The sequence below is a fragment of the Pseudoalteromonas sp. 1181_04 genome (genome assembly GCF_052850545.1).
The window spans coordinates 1-18,707 of sequence record NZ_VXCS01000034.1; the positions used below are offsets into that span (position 1 = coordinate 1).

General features: G+C 37.3%; 13 protein-coding genes and 1 tRNA gene. 12 read left to right on the plus strand and 2 right to left on the minus strand.

Annotation, left to right across the window (positions count from 1 at the left end; translation table 11 throughout):
- Positions 1-203: 203 nt before the first annotated feature.
- Together FW757_RS20805 and nagP are read left to right on the plus strand one after the other, a co-directional pair.
- The gene (locus tag FW757_RS20805) at positions 204-2,852 is read left to right on the plus strand and encodes a family 20 glycosylhydrolase (protein WP_446441653.1); all 2,649 of its coding nucleotides are present in this window, start codon (positions 204-206) and stop codon (positions 2,850-2,852) included.
- A gap of 255 nt (positions 2,853-3,107) precedes the next feature.
- A complete protein-coding gene (gene nagP, locus FW757_RS20810; protein ID WP_182794895.1) occupies positions 3,108-4,403 on the plus strand; it encodes an N-acetylglucosamine MFS transporter NagP in 1,296 nt (431 codons plus the stop codon).
- Between the two features lie 845 nt (positions 4,404-5,248).
- Here the strand turns inward: nagP and FW757_RS20815 are convergent.
- The gene (locus FW757_RS20815) at positions 5,249-5,716 is read right to left on the minus strand and encodes an REP-associated tyrosine transposase (RefSeq protein WP_446441654.1); all 468 of its coding nucleotides are present in this window, start codon (positions 5,714-5,716) and stop codon (positions 5,249-5,251) included.
- A 421-nt stretch (positions 5,717-6,137) separates the two neighbouring features.
- A tRNA-His gene (locus tag FW757_RS20820) sits at positions 6,138-6,213 on the minus strand.
- A 282-nt stretch (positions 6,214-6,495) separates the two neighbouring features.
- Here FW757_RS20820 and FW757_RS20825 point away from each other — a divergent pair.
- From FW757_RS20825 to FW757_RS20870, 10 genes are all read left to right on the plus strand, one after another.
- Positions 6,496-7,314, plus strand: a complete 819-nt coding sequence (locus FW757_RS20825) for a mechanosensitive ion channel family protein (protein ID WP_145236563.1) — start codon at positions 6,496-6,498, stop codon at positions 7,312-7,314.
- 30 nt (positions 7,315-7,344) lie between these two features.
- Positions 7,345-8,121, plus strand: a complete 777-nt coding sequence (locus FW757_RS20830) for a DUF481 domain-containing protein (protein ID WP_149980544.1) — start codon at positions 7,345-7,347, stop codon at positions 8,119-8,121.
- Between the two features lie 125 nt (positions 8,122-8,246).
- Positions 8,247-10,916, plus strand: coding sequence for an SLBB domain-containing protein (locus FW757_RS20835; protein ID WP_182719272.1), 2,670 nt, complete (start codon positions 8,247-8,249; stop codon positions 10,914-10,916).
- A 9-nt stretch (positions 10,917-10,925) separates the two neighbouring features.
- Positions 10,926-11,849, plus strand: a complete 924-nt coding sequence (locus FW757_RS20840; RefSeq protein ID WP_182719273.1) for a Wzz/FepE/Etk N-terminal domain-containing protein — start codon at positions 10,926-10,928, stop codon at positions 11,847-11,849.
- On the plus strand, positions 11,846-12,910 hold the full coding sequence (wecA, locus tag FW757_RS20845) for a UDP-N-acetylglucosamine--undecaprenyl-phosphate N-acetylglucosaminephosphotransferase (RefSeq protein ID WP_182794893.1): 1,065 nt from the start codon (positions 11,846-11,848) through the stop codon (positions 12,908-12,910). The genes FW757_RS20840 and wecA overlap by 4 nt, the downstream gene beginning before the upstream one ends.
- Positions 12,911-12,912: 2 nt before the next feature.
- Positions 12,913-14,004, plus strand: coding sequence for a glycosyltransferase (locus tag FW757_RS20850; protein ID WP_182719275.1), 1,092 nt, complete (start codon positions 12,913-12,915; stop codon positions 14,002-14,004).
- A complete protein-coding gene (locus FW757_RS20855) occupies positions 14,001-15,104 on the plus strand; it encodes a hypothetical protein (protein WP_182719276.1) in 1,104 nt (367 codons plus the stop codon). Before FW757_RS20850 ends, FW757_RS20855 begins: the two co-directional genes overlap by 4 nt.
- Complete coding sequence (locus FW757_RS20860) at positions 15,101-16,258, plus strand: glycosyltransferase family 4 protein (RefSeq protein ID WP_182719277.1); 1,158 nt, start codon at positions 15,101-15,103, stop codon at positions 16,256-16,258. Before FW757_RS20855 ends, FW757_RS20860 begins: the two co-directional genes overlap by 4 nt.
- Positions 16,255-17,382, plus strand: coding sequence for a non-hydrolyzing UDP-N-acetylglucosamine 2-epimerase (gene wecB, locus FW757_RS20865; protein WP_182719278.1), 1,128 nt, complete (start codon positions 16,255-16,257; stop codon positions 17,380-17,382). Before FW757_RS20860 ends, wecB begins: the two co-directional genes overlap by 4 nt.
- 19 nt (positions 17,383-17,401) lie before the next feature.
- Positions 17,402-18,640 (plus strand): hypothetical protein, encoded by a 1,239-nt coding sequence (locus tag FW757_RS20870; RefSeq protein WP_182719279.1) that lies wholly within the window; start codon positions 17,402-17,404, stop codon positions 18,638-18,640.
- Positions 18,641-18,707: the final 67 nt, after the last annotated feature.

Consider the following 18,707-nt stretch of genomic DNA (forward strand, 5'->3'; position numbering starts at 1 on the left):
ACCGCTTACCGCTTACCGCTTACCGCTTACCGCTTACCGCTTACCGCTTACCGCTTACCGCTTATTCCCTATTCCCTATTCTTTCAATTAATGATAGCGCTGTCATTTTATCTTTTATATGATGGAGGTGAATAAATAATAATAAATAACAGATTACGTGGGGGGAAATGCGTAGTCTTAGGGTATACAACGAGGAGAGAGCAATGGATTTTAAAAAGCGAACTTTAGCAAGTTTGATCGCGATAATGCCATTAATGGCGCAGGCGCAGTTTTCGCAAAATGATGTGAATAACTTTGCCAAAGAAACCACCCTGACATTTGCTGTGGTTGATAACTTTCATAATAAAGCCGCTGGTTTTTTAGGGACAATTACACTAAACAACCAATCTGATATTGCACTTCCTGCAGGTGAAAGTGACTGGCAGTTGTATATTCACTCAGTTCGTAAGATCAGTACTGAGCTAGTTGCGGGTTTAAATATTGAACACGTAAATGGCGATTTACACCGCATTACCCCAACTAAAAACTTTACAGGGTTAGCTTCAGGTAAAAGCTTAGTACTTGAGTTTGACGCTCAAGTTTGGGTGGTTGCTTATTCTGACTTTATGCCACGTGCTTTTTTTGTCTCTGGTGATAATAAACCGGCTATTTTTGCAAATACTGACAGTGAAGATATGACCCAGTTTGTTGCACCGTTTGAGCGTGAAAATCAACTGCGCCGTTATAACGAGCCAAAAGATTTAACGGTATTAGTCACCCCACAAGTGCGTTTTGAGCGTAATCAACAAACGACAAGTCAAGTATCGCAACAAGACGCATTAAAGCGGATCATTCCAAAGCCACAAAAAGTAGAGTTTAATCGCGGCACTGCGACACTTGATAGCAGCTGGCAGATCACTTTCCAAGGTCAGTTAAAGAACGAAGTCATGGTGTTTATGCAAGATTTGCAAGATGACTATGGCCTGACCTTAAAAGCCCAGCCAGATCACATCAAACTAGCAAAAGAAAAACTGATCAGCTTAAAAGTAAATCCACAGTTGGCCGATGGTAAATCAGAAAGTTACACTCTTGAAATAGATGACGATCGTATTGAAATTGTTGGTAGTGATAATGCCGGTGTATTCTATGCCATGCAGAGCTTACTTAATCTACTCCCAGCAAATAGCCAAGGGACTGTAGACATTCCACAACTTGAGATTGAAGACAGCCCACGCTATGGCTGGCGTGGCATGCACTATGATAATGGCCGTAATTATCACGGTAAAGACGCTATGTTCAAATTGGTTGAGCAAATGGCGCGTTATAAAATGAATAAACTACATTGGCACTTTTCCGAAGATGAAGGTTGGCGCTTAGAAATTCCAGGATTACCAGAGTTAACTGATATTGGTGGTTATCGCTGTTTTGACCTTGAAGAAAGAGAATGTTTATTAACCCAGTTAGGCACCGGACCATTTAAATCCGGCTCAGGTAACGGTTACTTAACTCGTAGTGAATTTGTTGAATTATTAAAGTTTGCTAAAGATCGCCATATTCAGATTATTCCAGAAATTGAAGGGCCGGGGCATGCTCGCGCATCAATTAAAGCAATGGAAGCACGTTATCATAAGCTTGCCGATGAGGCGCAACGAGTAGCCAAAAATAAGCTTGTTAATAAAAAGAATGCGGGGAAAGAAACGCAGCAAGTCGATATCAGTGCTGCAACCCAGTATTTATTGAGTGATCCAAAAGACACCTCGGTTTATATGACGGTGCAAAACTACAAAGATAACTCGATGAACGTATGTATGGATTCAACCTACGCTTTTTTAGATAAGGTTACTTACGAATTACAACAAATGTACCGCGAAGCCGGTGTGCAATTGACTAACTTGCACTTTGGTGGTGATGAAGTAGGGGCCGGTTCATGGGTTGGCTCGCCAATATGCCAAGCAATGTTTGCCGATCCAAATAATGGTGTTGCCGGTGCCGCAGATCTTAAACCTTACTTTACACAACGTGTGGCCAAGTTACTTGAAAAACGCGGGATTTCGCCTGGCGCATGGGAAGATGGTTTAATGTATGACCAAACAAACCCATTTAAGCGCGACGAGTTTCCAAACAAAACCTTTACAGCAAACGTCTGGGACAATATTTGGGAGTGGGGTGTTGCAGACAGAGCTTATCGCCTTGCCAATGCTGGCTACCAAGTGATTCTATCGCATGGTACACACTTATACTTTGACCATCCTTATGAAGCTCACCCAGAAGAACGTGGGTATTATTGGGCAACTCGCTATACCGATACTAAAAAAGCATTTAATTATATGCCAGACGATGTGTATGCAAATGCAGATTACACCCGAACACGGGAGCCGATAGATAACCTTGAAGCTTTAGTTGGTCGTCCACTACCAAAATTAGAAAAGCCAGAAAACATCTTAGGTATGCAAGGACAAGTTTGGTCTGAAACTATTCGAACCGAAGATCAAGTATTGGCAATGATATTCCCGCGTATTCTGTCTGTTGCTGAGCGTGCATGGCATAAAGCACCATGGGAAGGCGAGCAGGTTGATCGTAAAAGCCAAGAAAAAGACTGGGCACAATTCTCTGCTGCAGTTGGTTTGAAAGAGCTTAATAAATTGGCCAATGCAGGCATAACTTTACATTTGCCGGTACCCGGTGGCGTGATTAACAATGGTCAGCTTGAGGTTAATACGCCATTTACATATTTAAATACCGAGTATAGTTTAGATAATGGCGCGAGTTGGCAGCAATATACAGCTCCGATCAGTGTTTCTGAACAGCAGTCTGTAGCATTACGTAGTAGCTTAGATAGCAAACTAAAAAGCAGAATTACTCATATAAATTAATATATTAGTAACTAATTACGTTTTGAAAGGGCCATAAAGGCCCTTTTTTGTGTCGTTGTAAAATAAATTGTTACTAGTAATATGGCTGTAATTAACGTAAAGTTTTATGGCAGCGCTGTCATTTTTGTTTCTACATTGTCATTTAAATGTCGCCAAGGTGTTATAAAATACAGCAACGCTAATCGTCGATTTAAGTTTTTTGAACTTAATTGCAATAAATAATTATAACGATAGCTCGCAATAAGAAGAAGTTTTATGGAAGCCACAGTGTCAAAAATAAATAAACAAAGTAATTTTATACCCATGGCCATTGTTGCCACTTTATTTTTTATCCTAGGTTTTGCAACCTGGTTAAATGGTTCACTAATGCCATACTTAAAACAAGTATTACAGCTGAGTCCATTTCAAGCCTCACTGATTTTATTCTCGTTTTATATAGCGGTGACGTTTACTGCTGTACCGTCGGCGATGATCATTCGTAAAGTCGGTTATAAAAATGGCATGGCACTCGGTATGGCAACCATGATGGTGGCAGGTTTATTATTTATTCCAGCTGCAAAAACTCAAGTATTTGTGCTGTTTTTATTTGCGCAGTTGGTTATGGGGGCAGGGCAAACCTTGTTGCAAACTGCAGTTAACCCGTATGTTGTTCGGATTGGGCCTGAGGAATCGGCCGCAGCACGTGTGAGCATCATGGGGATATTGAATAAAGGCGCTGGCGTGATTGCGCCAATCGTATTTACAGCATTAATTCTAAGTGATTTCACCGGCCTTGTTGGTAAAGATTTATCACAAGCTGAAATTGATTCAATGGCAAATAGTTTAATTTATCCTTATTTAGGGTTAGCGCTATTTATTGGTGCATTGGCATTTGCAGTGACAAAAATGCCATTACCAGAGCTTATTGATGATGAGGAGCTAGGTGCTAAAGGACAAGTAAAAGAAGCACTTTCTCACCCAAGCCTAGCATTAGGTGTGGTTGCATTATTCGTTTATGTAGCCGTGGAGGTGATTGCAGGCGATACCATTGGTACTTTTGCATTGTCGCTAGGTATTGAAAAATATAGTGTCATGACCTCTTATACAATGAGCTGCATGGTGTTAGGTTATATAGTTGGTATTGTGCTTATTCCGCGTGTTATTTCGCAGCAAGCAGCGCTAAGTGTGTCTGCAATTTTAGGCTGTGTATTAACACTTGCCGTGGTATTTAGCGATACTAGTTCAGTTGTGATCGCAACAGCGCTTGGTTTAGAAGTGCAATTACCAGATACACTATTGATGATAGCTGTGTTAGGATTTGCTAATGCTATTGTATGGCCTGCGGTATGGCCGTTAGCGTTGTCTGGGTTAGGTAAATTAACCAGTGTTGGTTCTGGCCTGCTTGTAATGGGCATCGCCGGTGGGGCATTTGGTCCTCTATTTTGGGGTCTAGCAAGTGGTGGTGTGGATTCTGCCGCGGCCCAGCAGGGCGCTTATATCGTAATGTTACCTTGTTATTTATTCATTCTTTTCTATGCTGTAAAAGGGCACAAGATGAAAAGCTGGAAGTAAGATTAAAGTTGAAAGGTTCAAGGTAAAAGTTTAGCTTTGTAGAACCTAGAACCTAGAACCTAGAACCTAGAACCTAGAACCTAGAACCTAGAACCTAGAACCTAGAACCTGATTTTTGAAAAGAATTTCTATAATGTAGAAATAATCCCGTGTGTAATGCCACCGAAAGGTGGCATTTTTTTGTCTGCAAGAAAGCAGCTTGCGAGCTGGCGAGAGTAAAGTTAGCGAGGGTACGCTAATCGGCGCTAAAGCGCTCTCCTACCGGATGGTGCATGTGTATATTTCTTGTAGGAACTGGTTTCAGCCGTGATTGTGTTTAGGCTTAGGTTATATGCAACAACCAATCGGCGCTAAAGCGCTCTGCTACGGGATAATGCATGTGTATGTTTCTTGTAGGAACATGCTTCAGCCGTGATTGTGCTTAGGCTTAGGTTATACGCAACAACCAATCGGCGCTAAAGCGCTCTCCTACGGGATAATGCATGTGTATATTTCTTGTAGGAACAGGTTTCAGCCGTGATTTTGCTTAGGCCTAGGCTATATGCAAAAGCCAATCGGCGTTAAAGTGCTCTCCTATGGGATAATGCATGCGTGTATTTATTGTGGGAACTGGCTTCAGCCGTGATTGTGTTTAGGCTTAGGTTATATGCAACAACCAATCGGCGCTAAAGCGCTCTCCTACGAGGTCATGTGCGTGTATTGTATGTTCCTTGTAGGAACAGGCTTCAGCCGTGATTGTGTTTAGGCTTAGATAATATGCAACAACCAATCGGCGCTAAAGCGCTCTCCTACCGGATGGTGCATGTGTATATTTCTTGTAGTAACAGGCTTTAGCCGTGATTATGTTAGTCATGTTCAGAGGGGGTTAAATAAATACAATCCCAATGGGGATAACTTCCAAGGTTGTCAACAATACCGGCTCTCATTGGGTTGGCAGCTATGTATCTTGCTTGATGTAATAAATGTTCTTCATCTCGAATTAATGAATCGTAGAAACCAGCTTGCCAAATTTGCTCATTTTTAGCTTTTTGCATGAGAAATGATGTACGCCCTTTCACTTTAGCCACCACCGAAGATAGCGAATCTTGTGTTTTCAGCTGCAATAACCAATGCATATGATCAGGCATTATTACAAAGCAAATTGTTTTAGTTAAGCCATTTAAATCAGATTGTTTTAGTGAGCGTATTAGAATTCGCGCATTACAAAAATCCTCAAATAATTTAACTCGTTGATGTGTAAATGTGGTCACAGAATAATAGTGGTTAATAATAGAGTGACGATGTTGACGTAGCTGCTGTGACCGAAGTTTCATTTTAATCCTTTAAATATAAAACGGTTTAATGAAGTATAGATTAAATTATGAAATCGGCGCTAAAGCGCTCTCCTACCGGATGGTGCATGTGTATATTTCTTGTAGGAACAGGCTTCAGCCGTGATTGTGTTTAGGCTTAGGTTATATGCAACAACCAATCGGCGCTAAAGTGCTCTCCTACGAGGTCATGTGTGTGTATTGTATGTTGCTTGTAGGAACAGGCTTCAGCCGTGATTGTGTTTAGGCTTAGGTTATATGCAACAACCAATCGGCGCTAAAGCGCTCTCATACGAGTAATGCATGTGTATATTTCTTGTAGGAACAGGCTTCAGCCATTATTTTTGGTTTGTGCTTAATATTAATTAATAAATAAAATGGAATTTTAAGAACGTATTTGATATTGAGATAAGAAGGGAAAAGATGGGGCGATTGACGGGGCTTGAACCCGCGACAACCGGAATCACAATCCGGGGCTCTACCAACTGAGCTACAACCGCCACAACACACCTTGTTTGGTGTGGCGCGGATAATACATAAAATAATAAATCTTGTGAAGGGTTAAGAGCAAAAAAAGTGAAAAAAATTTAAAATTGAATATTTTTGTTCATAAAGCAGCCAGAGAATGAATGTTTAAATCGTTTTTTATCTGGTTGGGTAAAATAAAAATTAACCCTAAAGACGTTCTTTTAAAGATAAATAGATTAATTAATTAAATAATAAATTGAAATCAGATATAATTTAACCAGCAAACTGCTTAATACTGAATATCAGGAGTGATAATGGATACAATACTTAACTGGATAAACGAAAACTCAGGTTTGATTTTGCATTATGGCATTCAAGCTGTAATTGCATTGGTGATCTTTTTACTGGGCGGTCGTGTTGCAAAATTTTGCTCTAACCTAACTGAAAAAGCATTCGATAAAAAGAAAGTAGATAAAGCTGTAGGTTCGTTCGTATCAAGCATTGTTTATGCCATCGTATTTATGGCAACAATCTTAATGGCGTTGTCACAAATAGGCATAGAAACCACTTCATTTATCGCTATTTTAGGTGCTGCAGGCTTAGCAGTTGGCTTAGCACTGCAGGGTTCATTATCTAACTTCGCATCTGGCGTACTTATTATATTACTTCGTCCTTTCAAATCGGGTGATTATGTCGAAGCTGGCGGTAAAGCTGGTACAGTGAAAAAAATCGAAATTTTCTCTACTGAACTACGCACACCAGATAACAAAGTTATCATCATGCCAAACTCTAAAATTATGTCTGACTCAATTATTAATTACTCGCGCGAATCAACTCGCCGTATCGATCTAGTTATTGGTGTTGGTTACGATGCAGACTTACGCAAAGCAAAAGAAGTACTTAAATCAGTACTAGATCAAGAGTCACGCATTCTTAAAGATCCAGCTTATAACGTATCAGTGTCTGAACTAGCAGATTCAAGCGTAAATTTCATTGTGCGTCCGTGGGTTAACTCAGGCGATTACTGGCCAACTTATTGGTCTTTAATTGAGAACATTAAAATCGCATTAGATGATGCGGATATCACTATTCCGTTTCCGCAAATGGATGTTCATTTGCACAAGCAAGATTAATCAATATACAAGTAACAAAGGTTATTTTTAATGAAATTAAAGCTTTTATCAATTTTAGTTGCAGTATCAGCTACAACTAACGCATTCGCAGAAGACGCTAGAACATGGGAAGTTACCAGTGAGCTAGGTGCAATCATAACTAGCGGTAATACTGAAACAACCACTCTTAAGGGTGGCATCAAGGCATTACATAACTTAGAAAGCTGGAATAACGAATATAAAATTAACGGTCTTTATAAAGAAGACAACGTTGAAAATGAAGCGGGTATAAAAGAAAAGCAGCGTACTAACGAAAAATATTCGTTATCAGCACAAGGTAACTATAAATTAAATGAAGATCATGCTCATTTATATATCTATGGTTCACATGTTTCAGATTACTTTGGCGCTTATCGCAGTGAGTCGGTTATCTCAGCTGGTTATGGTCAACGCTTGTTAGATCGTTCTGACATGTGGCTAAATGCTGAAATTGGTCCTGGTTATAAATATTTTCAATACCCTGATACAAGTAGTGAAGTAGATGAAAATGGCAACTCTTTAGCTGGTGAGCGTGAAGGTGAAGTTATTGCTTTAGGTAAGCTTGATTATAATTGGCAGATATCTGACAACGCTAAGTTTACTCAGTTAGTTGCAGTTGAATATGGTGATACCAACACTAAAACACGCTCAGAGACTGCACTTTTAGCTAAGATAAATGGCTCATTACAAATGAAAGTTGCTTACAACATCACCAACAACTCAGATGTTGCTGATGATAAAGAAAGTACAGACACAGAAACGTCGCTGACACTGGTTTACAGTTTTTAACAGTTTAGCTCTATTTAGTGACATTTAAGTGAAATAAAGGGACGAAAGTCTCTTTTTTATTTGTAGTGAAATAATGTAGAATAGCCAATCTTTTGGCTGTAGTTCTTGGGATAAACCTACTTGTGATGCTTTTTAAACGATTTTTAATAACTTTTTTACTGTTAACAACAGCATCTGCATTTGCATTTACACCGAGTGCAGCGCAGATTGAACAATTTAAAAAGCTGCCAAAAGCCCAGCAAGAGGCTCTGGCAAAGCAGTATGGTGTCGATCTATCCACAATTACCGGTAAATCATCATCAAGCTCAATAAAAGAGGATGAGCCTACAATTCAGCCTCGCCAATTACAAGAAGAGCCTGAGTTAACAGACGAAGAGCGCTTTAAGCCACAATTAGACGAAATAAAACCATTTGGCTACGAGTTATTTTCTGGCGAGCCAACTACATTTATGCCAAGTGAAAATGCGGCAGTACCAGAAACATATCTAATTGGCCGTGGTGATCAATTAAAAATTAATTTTTATGGCAAGGAAAGTGAAAGCTATGAAGTTAATGTGGATCGCGAAGGCCGAATTAATATCCCTAATTTAAGCCCTGTTGAAGTTGCTGGACTTACATTCGGCGAAATAAAAGAACTTATCAAAGCCAAAGTTGCACAAGAAGTTATAGGTGTAAAAGCGTTTGTATCGCTAGGAAAATTACGCAGCATGCGTATCTTAGTATTGGGTGAAGCACATAAGCCGGGTAGTTATAGCGTATCGTCGTTGACCACAGTGTCACATGCTTTGTTTATTAGCGGCGGTGTATCTGAAATTGCATCTTTGCGTAACATTCAAGTTAAACGTGCTGGTAAAGTTGTTGCAAACTTTGATCTTTATGATCTACTTATAAAAGGTGATAGCCGCAACGACATCATCTTAAAGCCAGGGGATGTAGTATTTATTCCACCAGTTGGTTCACAAGTAGCCGTTGAAGGGTTAGTGAAGCGCCCAGCTATATTTGAATTGAAGAATAATGAAAATGCCCAAGACGTATTAAAAATGGCCGGTGGCTTGAAGCCTGGAGCGTATGCACAAAAAGCAATTGTAGAGCGTTTTAATAATTACAATGCTAAAGAAATTTTATCAGTAGACTTTAGCGGCAAAGATATTGCGTATATCCCACGTGATGGCGATAGAATTCGCTTTAATCCTGTAAGCTTGCAGTATCAAAACTCAATTAGTGTAATTGGTGCTGTTGCACGACCAGGTAATTATCAATGGTATCAAGGCAAGCATATTTCGGATGTATTAACGTCTGTTCGTGGCGATTTGTTACCACAAGCTGACCTTAGTTACGCTTTATTAGTGCGTGAAATTAATATTTCAGGTGATATTGAAGTGCGTCAATTCGACATAGCGCAAGCTATTGTAAAAGCAACTGCACATGACTTTGAGTTAAAAGCAAACGATAAACTATTAGTTTTTAGTCGTTACGAAGAAAAAGAAGCTGAAGAGTTAGCTTTAAAAAATATGGCCCTCACCGAAGAACAGCAAGCGCAGCAGGTGAAAGTTCAGCAATGGCATAAATACCAAAAGAAAGAGTTTGAAAAATACATTGGTGTTGCTACAGATGATATGGAATTACAACTAAAGGATACTTCAAACTTAACTATTGCTGAAATCTCAAAACGCAAAGCTGAAGAAGAAGAGCAAAAACTAAAGCCTGAAGATTATGCTCTGTTTAGTCGTAATAACTTACTAAAGCCGGTTATCGCAAAGTTAAAACTGCAAGCAAATGTTAGACAAGCAATGCAACTGGTAGAGATCAATGGTCATGTTACTTATCCAGGGATTTATCCATTAACGATAGGTAGTGAGGTCAATGATCTTATTATTGCAGCAGGTGGTCTACTTGAATCTGCTTATACAGAGCAAGCTGAAATTACCCGTATATTAGCTGGTGATGCATCAAAAGTAGAGCATATTAAGTTTAATTTGCATAAAGCTATACTTGGAGAGTCTGATGATAATCGCATTCTTCGTAGTAAAGACAGTTTAAATGTATTCTCAATCCCTAACTGGCAAGAAAATGTAAAAGTTGAGCTAAAAGGTGAAGTTAAATTTCCTGGGTCGTATACAATTCGTCGTGGTGAAACATTAACTAACTTACTAGAGCGCGCTGGTGGTTTTTCAGAGTTTGCCGAAGAAAAAGCAGCTATTTTCACTCGAGAATCAATTCGTAAACAAGAGCAACAGCAACTCGCTAAGTTATCTGAAGAATTACGCAGAGATATAGCGCAGAAGAGTTTTGAAAATTCGGTCGGTAGCAATTCACTTTCGTATGATGAGATGAATAAGTTACTCAATGACTTAGCTAATGTAGAAGCGGTTGGTAGACTCGTTATTGATTTACCTTTAATCGTTGAAGACAAACAACGCTTAGTGCTGCAAGATGGTGACACTTTATATGTGCCAAGTAAACGCGACTCTATCAGCGTCATCGGTGAAGTAAATTACGCAACCTCACATTTATACAAAGCAGGAACCAGCTTTAAAGATTATATAGCCCTAAGTGGTGGTTTAAAAGAGCGTGCGGATGATGAACGGATTTACATTATTAAAGCAAACGGTTCAGTTAAAATTCCTGATAGTGGTAGTTGGTTTGCTGTTAATGATTCTCAGCTGATTGAAGCTGGTGACACAATAGTAGTGCCGCTTAACTCAAATTATATGGACAATCTCACGCTGTGGAGTACCGTTACACAGATCGTTTATCAACTTGGTGTAGCAGTCGCTGCGATTAGTAGTATATAGGCAACTATAGTGAAAGAAAAATATAAGCTCGAAGAGCAGGAAATAGACCTTAGAGATGTATTTAATTTTATACGCAAAGGCAAGTGGAGTATTTTTATTTCAGGAGTTGTATTTGCATTAATTGCTGTATTATTTGCTTTTACACGTGCTGATATTTATACATCATCAACAATACTAGCGCCTAACGAAAGTAAAAATAGTGGTTTGTTAGATGGATTGTCATCTCAATTAGGTGGTGTCGCATCTTTAGCCGGTATTAATTTAAATGAATCAGGGTCTGGACAAGTAAATGAAGGCCTAGAAATTTTAAGAAGCTATCAATTTATATCAAATTATATAAAGAAGTTTTCTTATGCTGATGAGTTAATGGCTCATACAGGCTGGAATAAAAAAGATAACACACCTATATTTGACTCAGACTATTTAGCTGTTGAATCAAAATGGGTTAAGAATGACGACGGTTCTTCAAAAGAGCCGTCGTTACAAGAGATTTTCAAATATTTTAAAAAAAATACGTTAAGAATTTCAACTGAAAAAACAACCGGATTTATTACAGTTTCAATAAATCATTATTCGCCTGTTGTTGCTCAAGAAATGCTAGTAAATCTGATCGCAGAGCTCAATAATCAAATGAAGATGCGCGATATAAGCGAAGCGAATAAAAATATTCAGTTTTTAGAAAAATCAATTGAAAGTACCAATATCAGTCAAGTTAAAGGCGCAATTTATAATTTAATAGAGCAACAACTACAAAAGAAAATGTTAGCTAATGCAAGAGATGAATATGTTTTAAAAACATTAGATCCACCTATAGTGGTTGAAAAGCCGAGTTCACCTAAGCGTGTTCTTATCGTTATTATAGGTATGTTTATTGGTATGTTATTTGGTTTTCTTTTTCACTCATATAAAATGTTTGCAAGGACAAAAAATTGAGTATTATCATTTATTCATCATTAGTAACACTTTTTTCGTTAATTATTATGAAAAAAGTATCTGTGAACATTGGTTTATTGGATAAGCCCAATGAAAGAAAGCTTCATGATGGCATGGTGCCATTAATAGGTGGTATTTGTGTGTTTTTCGGTGCTTTTGCAAGTTTGCTTATTGTAGGACCAGTAACCAGTGAGCTGATATCACTATTTATAGTCGCAATGGGAATTGTATTATTAGGTGCACTCGATGATAAGTATGATTTGAGTGTTACTGTTAGATTGTTTTTTCAGTCTATATTTACGGTTAGTTTAATATTTTATCAAGACCACTATATATCGCATCTAGGTGATATATTAGGTCTTGGTAATATTTCAATGGGTATATTTGGTATTTTATTTACAATCATTGCGGTTGTTGCTGCAATTAATGCGTTCAATATGTTGGATGGTATTGATGGGTTAGTTGGTGCTTCTTCAATAGTGTCATTAAGTGGGATTGCAATACTTGCATATATAAACTCACACTCAACTATTTTTACAATTTGCTTAGCAATGATCGTAGCGCTTTCCGTATATTTATTTTTTAATATTAATCCCTTCAAGTTGCTTAAAAATAAAGTGTTTATGGGCGATGCAGGCTCTATGCTTGTTGGCTTTTTAATTACTTGGCTAATAGTATTATCGTTAAAGCCAGGGGATAACGGTGAGTCACTTTTCAGGCCTGTGACGGCTTTATATTTACTTGCGCTGCCATTGATGGATATGATTGCAATTATGTATCGTAGAGTGAAAAAGAAAGAATCACCCTTCAAAGCAGATAGAGATCATATACACCATATATTTATGCGTTTAGGCTTTAGTGATAGACAGGCATTATTAGTGCTTGTGACCTTTGGCACGTTATTCATGTTACTTGGTTTAAGTTTCGAATATTTTTTAGCACCAGAGTGGTTTTCACTATTAATATTTTGTGGTTTTTTTCTATTTTATTGTCACTTTATTCAGCATGCCTGGGTGTATACAAAAAACTTGAAATTGCTTTTAGATAAGTGCTGTAGGTAAAAATGATTTTATTGCTTAGATCGGCTGACATTAAATTCGATTCAAGAATTAACAAATATATTTCTTTACTTGAACAAGAGAACATTAAATATCATGTTCTCTATTGGCCTCGTAATCGCGTTCCTGAAAAGCAAAAAAATACAACTTTTTATACAAAAAAAGCTACCTATGGCGCTAAGTTAAAAAGCCTCCTTGGCTACTTAGGATGGTTTAAATTTATATTAAATTATATACGTAATAACCGAAAGGAAATTACTATAATTCATGCTGTCGATTTAGATACAAGTATCATGGCTATGCTAGCTAAATTGTTTTTTAGATCAGAGTATATATATGAAGTGTATGATCATTTTGCCGATTCACGAAATCTGAATGGTTTTACTCGCTTGGCATCTTGTAAATTAGAATCTATAGTTGCAAAGTACGCAAATAATATTATATTAGTTGATGATAAAAGAGTACAACAGCATGATTTTTCATCTAAAAATAATGTTCACATAATTGAGAATGTTCCAAATAGTCAATTTTTGTGTAATGAAAAGCCTGCAGCAAAAAAGCCTCTAAAAATTTGCTACGTAGGTGTACTAGAATCGCACTGTCGCGGATTAGAAAATATTCTCAAAGCTATTGAGGGAAGAGGTTTAGAGCTCCATATAGCCGGTTTTGGAGGGTGTGAACAACTATTTAAAGAAACTAAAAATGATAATGTTTTTTTCTATGGTTCTGTCGATCACAAAAAAGCAATAGAGATCATGTCTAGCTGTGACATATTATTAGGTTTGTACTACTTATCGAATCCAAACCATATTTATGCTTCACCAAACAAGTATTATGAGCACCTATTTTTATCTAGGCCACTAATCACCTCAAAAGGTACACCTCCAGGTGAGAAAGTTGAATTAAATAACAGCGGTTGGGTTATCGGAGACTCATTTAATGATTTAAATGAATTACTAAACTGGTTGGAACATGATGCAACCAGTGAAAGTATTCAAAAGTTAGGTGAGAACGCTGGCGAATGTTGGAAAAACCGTTATTTAAATTATTTTGATGAATACTTAAAACCTACTTACCTTGCCTTAATTAAAAAATGAAAATATCTTATAAACAAAATGCGGTGCTTTTTTATCTGTTTATAATTAAATTTTTATTTATTTTTGTAGCAGAGTTTGGCTATTCAAAAGTTTCTCAATTAGGTGATAGTCATAGATATTTAGAATCAACAATTACCTTTGGTTCATCTTTACTCTATTCATCAACGGCATTGATGGAGCTTAGCGGAGCTATTGTCAAATACCTTCAGCCGCCACTGTACCATTTGCCTGCTATGATTTTAAGCTTTATTGGGGTTGCAGTATCTTTTAATGCGCTAAAAAAGAGAAGTGTCTTTAATAATAAATGGTTGTTGTATTTATTTATTCTTTTAAACGTAATGCCATCATATTTGATTTGGACATCAATACATTCAAAAGAAGCTGTTGCAGTTTTGTTTATGAGTTACTTTGCAGTCATAATAATTAATATGATCGATAAAAGGGATGAAATAAGCAAAATTTCATTTTTATTTTTTTGTTATCTTTTATTGATTTTCAAACCTCAGTATTTTGTTGCCATTATTAGTGTAGTTGTTTATTTATACCTGTTGATTAAGTTTAGGCTAAATGCATACCTTTCTATACTACTGTTCTTGTGTATGTTTACAGTGCAATTCATGTTGCTTGTTTCAGTTAGTGAGTATATCGATCTAGTTACACTCAATATGTATTCTCATTTTGATCCTGAAAATGCAAAATCGACTAGAGAAAATATTTACTTTGTGAACGAAGGGGACTTTTTTAGAGGTATGTTATATGGAATGTTTATTAGCTTCTGGGGGCCTACAATAAATGAAACTATTGCTAGGCCTGTATGGGCTGTGTTTTTCCTTGAAAGCCTTGTTATAATGCTCGTCTTTTCATTTTTGTACCTTGGACAAATTTATAGACTGTTATCTTATAAATTCAACTTTATTGCATTTGGAGTTCTATTTTTTAGCTTATTTTGGTTACTGCTTGTTCATTACCCATTTGGAATATTTAATCCAGGCTCAGCAATACGTTATAGGCAAAATTTTTACCCTTTTTTAGTTCCTTTACTTATATTTATGTATCATTGGGTAACAAAGCCTCCCAATGTTGACGGAGAAATTAAATGAAGATTGCTCATGTGCAATTATTACCACTAATGACTGGTGTTCAGCGAGTTAGTTTTGAAGAGTTGATTCGTTTGGACAATCAAAGTGTTGACAGGTATTTAATTTACAAAGAAAGCGGTGAGCTAACTAAGTATGCAGAGAGCGCTGGTATTAAGTCAATTTTTATAGACTCGTTAGTTCGTGAAATTAGCTTAATTAATGACTTGAAAGCGTTTTATAGATTATATCGATTATGCAGACAAGAAAAGTTCGATGTAGTGCACACCCATTCATCGAAAACAGGTGTATTGGGGCGTATTGCTGCAAAGTTAGCTGGTGTACCAATGGTAGTTCATACTGTACATGGTTTTTCATTCCCAGCAGCGCAGAGCAAATTTGCAAAGTCTCTCTACTTTATAATGGAGTATGTGGGAAGTAAGTTTAGTGATAAGGTAATTTGCTTACATCAAGATGATAAAGATATAGCAGTTAATCAATTAAAAACTAAAGAATCTAACGTGTGTGTTATCGCTAACGGGGTTAACACGGATAAGTTTTATCCTGCAGCTGGCAATGCCCAAAATAATAAAAAAGTTATTGGTATGGTGGGTCGCTTATGGCCGCAGAAAGATCCAATTACCTTGGCTAAGGCTGGAGTTAAACTATTCTCTCGTCGAAGTGATTTTGAAATTAGATTTATAGGTGGTGGTGAGCTAGAGGTTTCATTGAAAGAAATAATCAATGAAGCGAAAGCTGAACAGCATATAAGGTTGCTTGGTTGGAAGGATGACATTGCTGAGCAGTTGCGTGAGTTTGATGTATTTGTATTACCTTCATTATGGGAAGGAATGCCCTTAGCGATCCTTGAAGCACAGTCAACAAAGTTGCCATGTGTGGTTTCAAATATTCAAGGGAATAACCACCTAGTAAAAGATCAGTTTGATGGGCTATTATTTGAGCCCAAAGATGTTGACGGTCTAGTTAAATGTCTTGAAAAGCTATTAGATGATCCTGATTTCGCTGATCGTCTTGCAACAAACGCGCGGAATAAAATCGAATCTGATTTTGATATAAATGATCGAACTAAAAAGGTTTGTCAGTTATATGCAGATAAATTGGGTTTAAATGTAAATGAGATTTTTAATCCATTAATTAAAAAAGTGATTCAAAAGTGAAAGTATTAACAGTATTTGGTACTCGCCCAGAAGCCATTAAAATGGCACCTCTTGTTCATGCATTGGCTAATGATAGCCGCTTTGAAGCTAAAGTATGTGTAACGGCACAGCACCGTGAAATGCTAGATCAAGTACTTGAGCTTTTTAAAATCACCCCAGAATACGACTTAAATTTAATGAAAGCAGGGCAAACACTGCCAGAAGTAACAAGTCGTATTTTACAAGAACTGACGCCAGTTCTTAAAGAATTTAAACCAGATGTTGTACTTGTTCATGGCGACACAGCAACAACATTTGCAGCGAGTTTAGCGGCATATTATGAGCAAATTGCAGTTGGTCACGTTGAAGCGGGTTTACGTACCGGTAATATTTATTCACCATGGCCTGAAGAAGGTAATCGTAAATTAACAGGTGCATTAACAAAATTTCATTTTGCGCCAACCGACACCTCAAAAGCGAACCTTCTAAAAGAAAATTATGCAGATGAAAATATTTTTGTAACCGGTAATACGGTTATAGATGCACTTTTACTGGTTAAGCAGCAAATAGAAGGTGATGCAGGGCTAAGTAATACATTAGCGTCACAATTTCCAATGCTTGATGAAAGTAAAAAACTTATTTTGGTAACAGGCCATCGCCGAGAAAGCTTTGGTGGCGGATTTGAGCGTATTTGTGAAGCATTAGCGCAAACAGCTAAAACTCATCCAGATACGCAAATACTTTACCCAGTACATTTAAATCCAAACGTACAAGAACCGGTAAAGCGTATATTAAAAGATGTAGATAACGTACATTTAATAGAGCCGCAACAATACTTGCCATTTGTATACTTAATGAATCGCTCACACATAATTTTAACTGACTCAGGTGGTATTCAAGAAGAAGCCCCAAGCTTAGGTAAACCTGTACTTGTTATGCGGGATACCACAGAGCGCCCAGAAGCAGTAGACGCTGGTACAGTAAAATTAGTTGGTACTGATGTAACAAAAATTACTTCCGCATTGAATGAGCTGTTAACTGACGATGCAGCATATAAAGAAATGAGTCGTGCTCATAATCCATATGGTGATGGCCAAGCATGCCAACGCATCTGCGATGTTCTGTCAGGTTCAAATACGCTCTAATAAGCTAATGGTGTGAAGTGTGAATTTAAATGTAGTTTACTCAGTCGGCTATGGGGTTGTGTCGCGCGGCTCCTTATTGTTAATAAATTTTATAGCCGTAAAATTATTAACAGGGAGCGAGTTTGGTGAGTTTTCATATTTACTTAGCATCGTATCAAGCTTAGCGACATTTGTAGCGTTCGGCTGTTCCGTTACTACAAACACAGTTTTTTCAAAATATTCTGATGATGTAAACCTCAAAAGCAAAACGTTATGTGCAAGCATTAGCTTCACTTTCTTGTTGGTTTTGGGGTTGTTCTTATTGACCTTGCCTTATCTTAAAAGTGAGCTTGTTGGTATATCATCAGATAATAGTTTTTTTATACTATTTGTTGCTTTGATGGTATTGATTGGGTTTAGTGGGGTTTATGAAGGTGCTCTCTATGGTTCCTCAAAATATAAAACGCTATTTTTCTACTCAATTGCTACTTTTGTAATATTTTTGCCGCTCGCGATTTACTTAATCGATGCGTATGGAGTAATCGGTGGTTTACTTGCCGTTGCTGTATTTAGGTTACTTTTTAATGCATTCGGTACTTATGAGCTGTTTTTTAAATCTAAATTAGAGGTTAGTTGGCGGTTCTTTTTTTATATTGATAAAAGTATATTTAAAATTTTTAAAAGCTTAAGTGCGCCTTCTATCCTTGGTGCAATGATGGTTGCTCCTGCAATAACAATCACCTTAGGTTTACTCAATGAGTTTAACAGCTCTAAAGAGGAAATTGCTTACTTCTCTTGGGTTTATCAGGTCTATTTAGTGGCTATTTTTATTCCTAGTTCCTTGTCTGGTTATTACATATCAACCCTTTCTAAGAAGGGGGGGAATGTAAAGGTCATGGATATCATGGCTGCTAATCTGATTTTCTCAGTCGTGGTCGTAGCTTTTTTGTTTATATGCAAAAGCCTGATATTAAAACTTGCTGGGGAAGAGTACTTTATTAGCGCTGGAGAGATATTTAACTACTTGATACCATGCGTTATTCTATATTCTCTTAATGCCGCTTTTGGTAGTTATTGGCCTGCAAATAATAAAGCATGGTTTGGTTTTGCTTTAAATTTCTTATGGGCCATAACGGTATTAACTCTTTCATATTTACTAATACCATTAAATAATGGTGTAGGAATAGCTTTGGCGCTAAATGTTGCTTATGCCCTTCTTTTATTAGTGCAACTCATTTTGTGGTTTTATTTAGAGAAGTATCAACAAACTTCAGATTGAATGTTGGTTATTTACAGAAATGTTTTAGGCACTTTCAAAAAACAATTTTTTAGTTTTTGAAAGTGCC

Excerpts from the sequence above, each read along its gene's own strand:
- FW757_RS20805 (WP_446441653.1), top strand. The coding sequence starts at position 204 with ATGGATTTTAAAAAGCGAACTTTAGCAAGTTTGATCGCGATAATGCCA.
- nagP (WP_182794895.1), top strand. The coding sequence starts at position 3,108 with ATGGAAGCCACAGTGTCAAAAATAAATAAACAAAGTAATTTTATACCC.
- FW757_RS20815 (WP_446441654.1), bottom strand. The coding sequence starts at position 5,716 with ATGAAACTTCGGTCACAGCAGCTACGTCAACATCGTCACTCTATTATT.
- FW757_RS20825 (WP_145236563.1), top strand. The coding sequence starts at position 6,496 with ATGGATACAATACTTAACTGGATAAACGAAAACTCAGGTTTGATTTTG.
- FW757_RS20830 (WP_149980544.1), top strand. The coding sequence starts at position 7,345 with ATGAAATTAAAGCTTTTATCAATTTTAGTTGCAGTATCAGCTACAACT.
- FW757_RS20835 (WP_182719272.1), top strand. The coding sequence starts at position 8,247 with ATGCTTTTTAAACGATTTTTAATAACTTTTTTACTGTTAACAACAGCA.
- FW757_RS20850 (WP_182719275.1), top strand. The coding sequence starts at position 12,913 with ATGATTTTATTGCTTAGATCGGCTGACATTAAATTCGATTCAAGAATT.
- FW757_RS20855 (WP_182719276.1), top strand. The coding sequence starts at position 14,001 with ATGAAAATATCTTATAAACAAAATGCGGTGCTTTTTTATCTGTTTATA.
- FW757_RS20860 (WP_182719277.1), top strand. The coding sequence starts at position 15,101 with ATGAAGATTGCTCATGTGCAATTATTACCACTAATGACTGGTGTTCAG.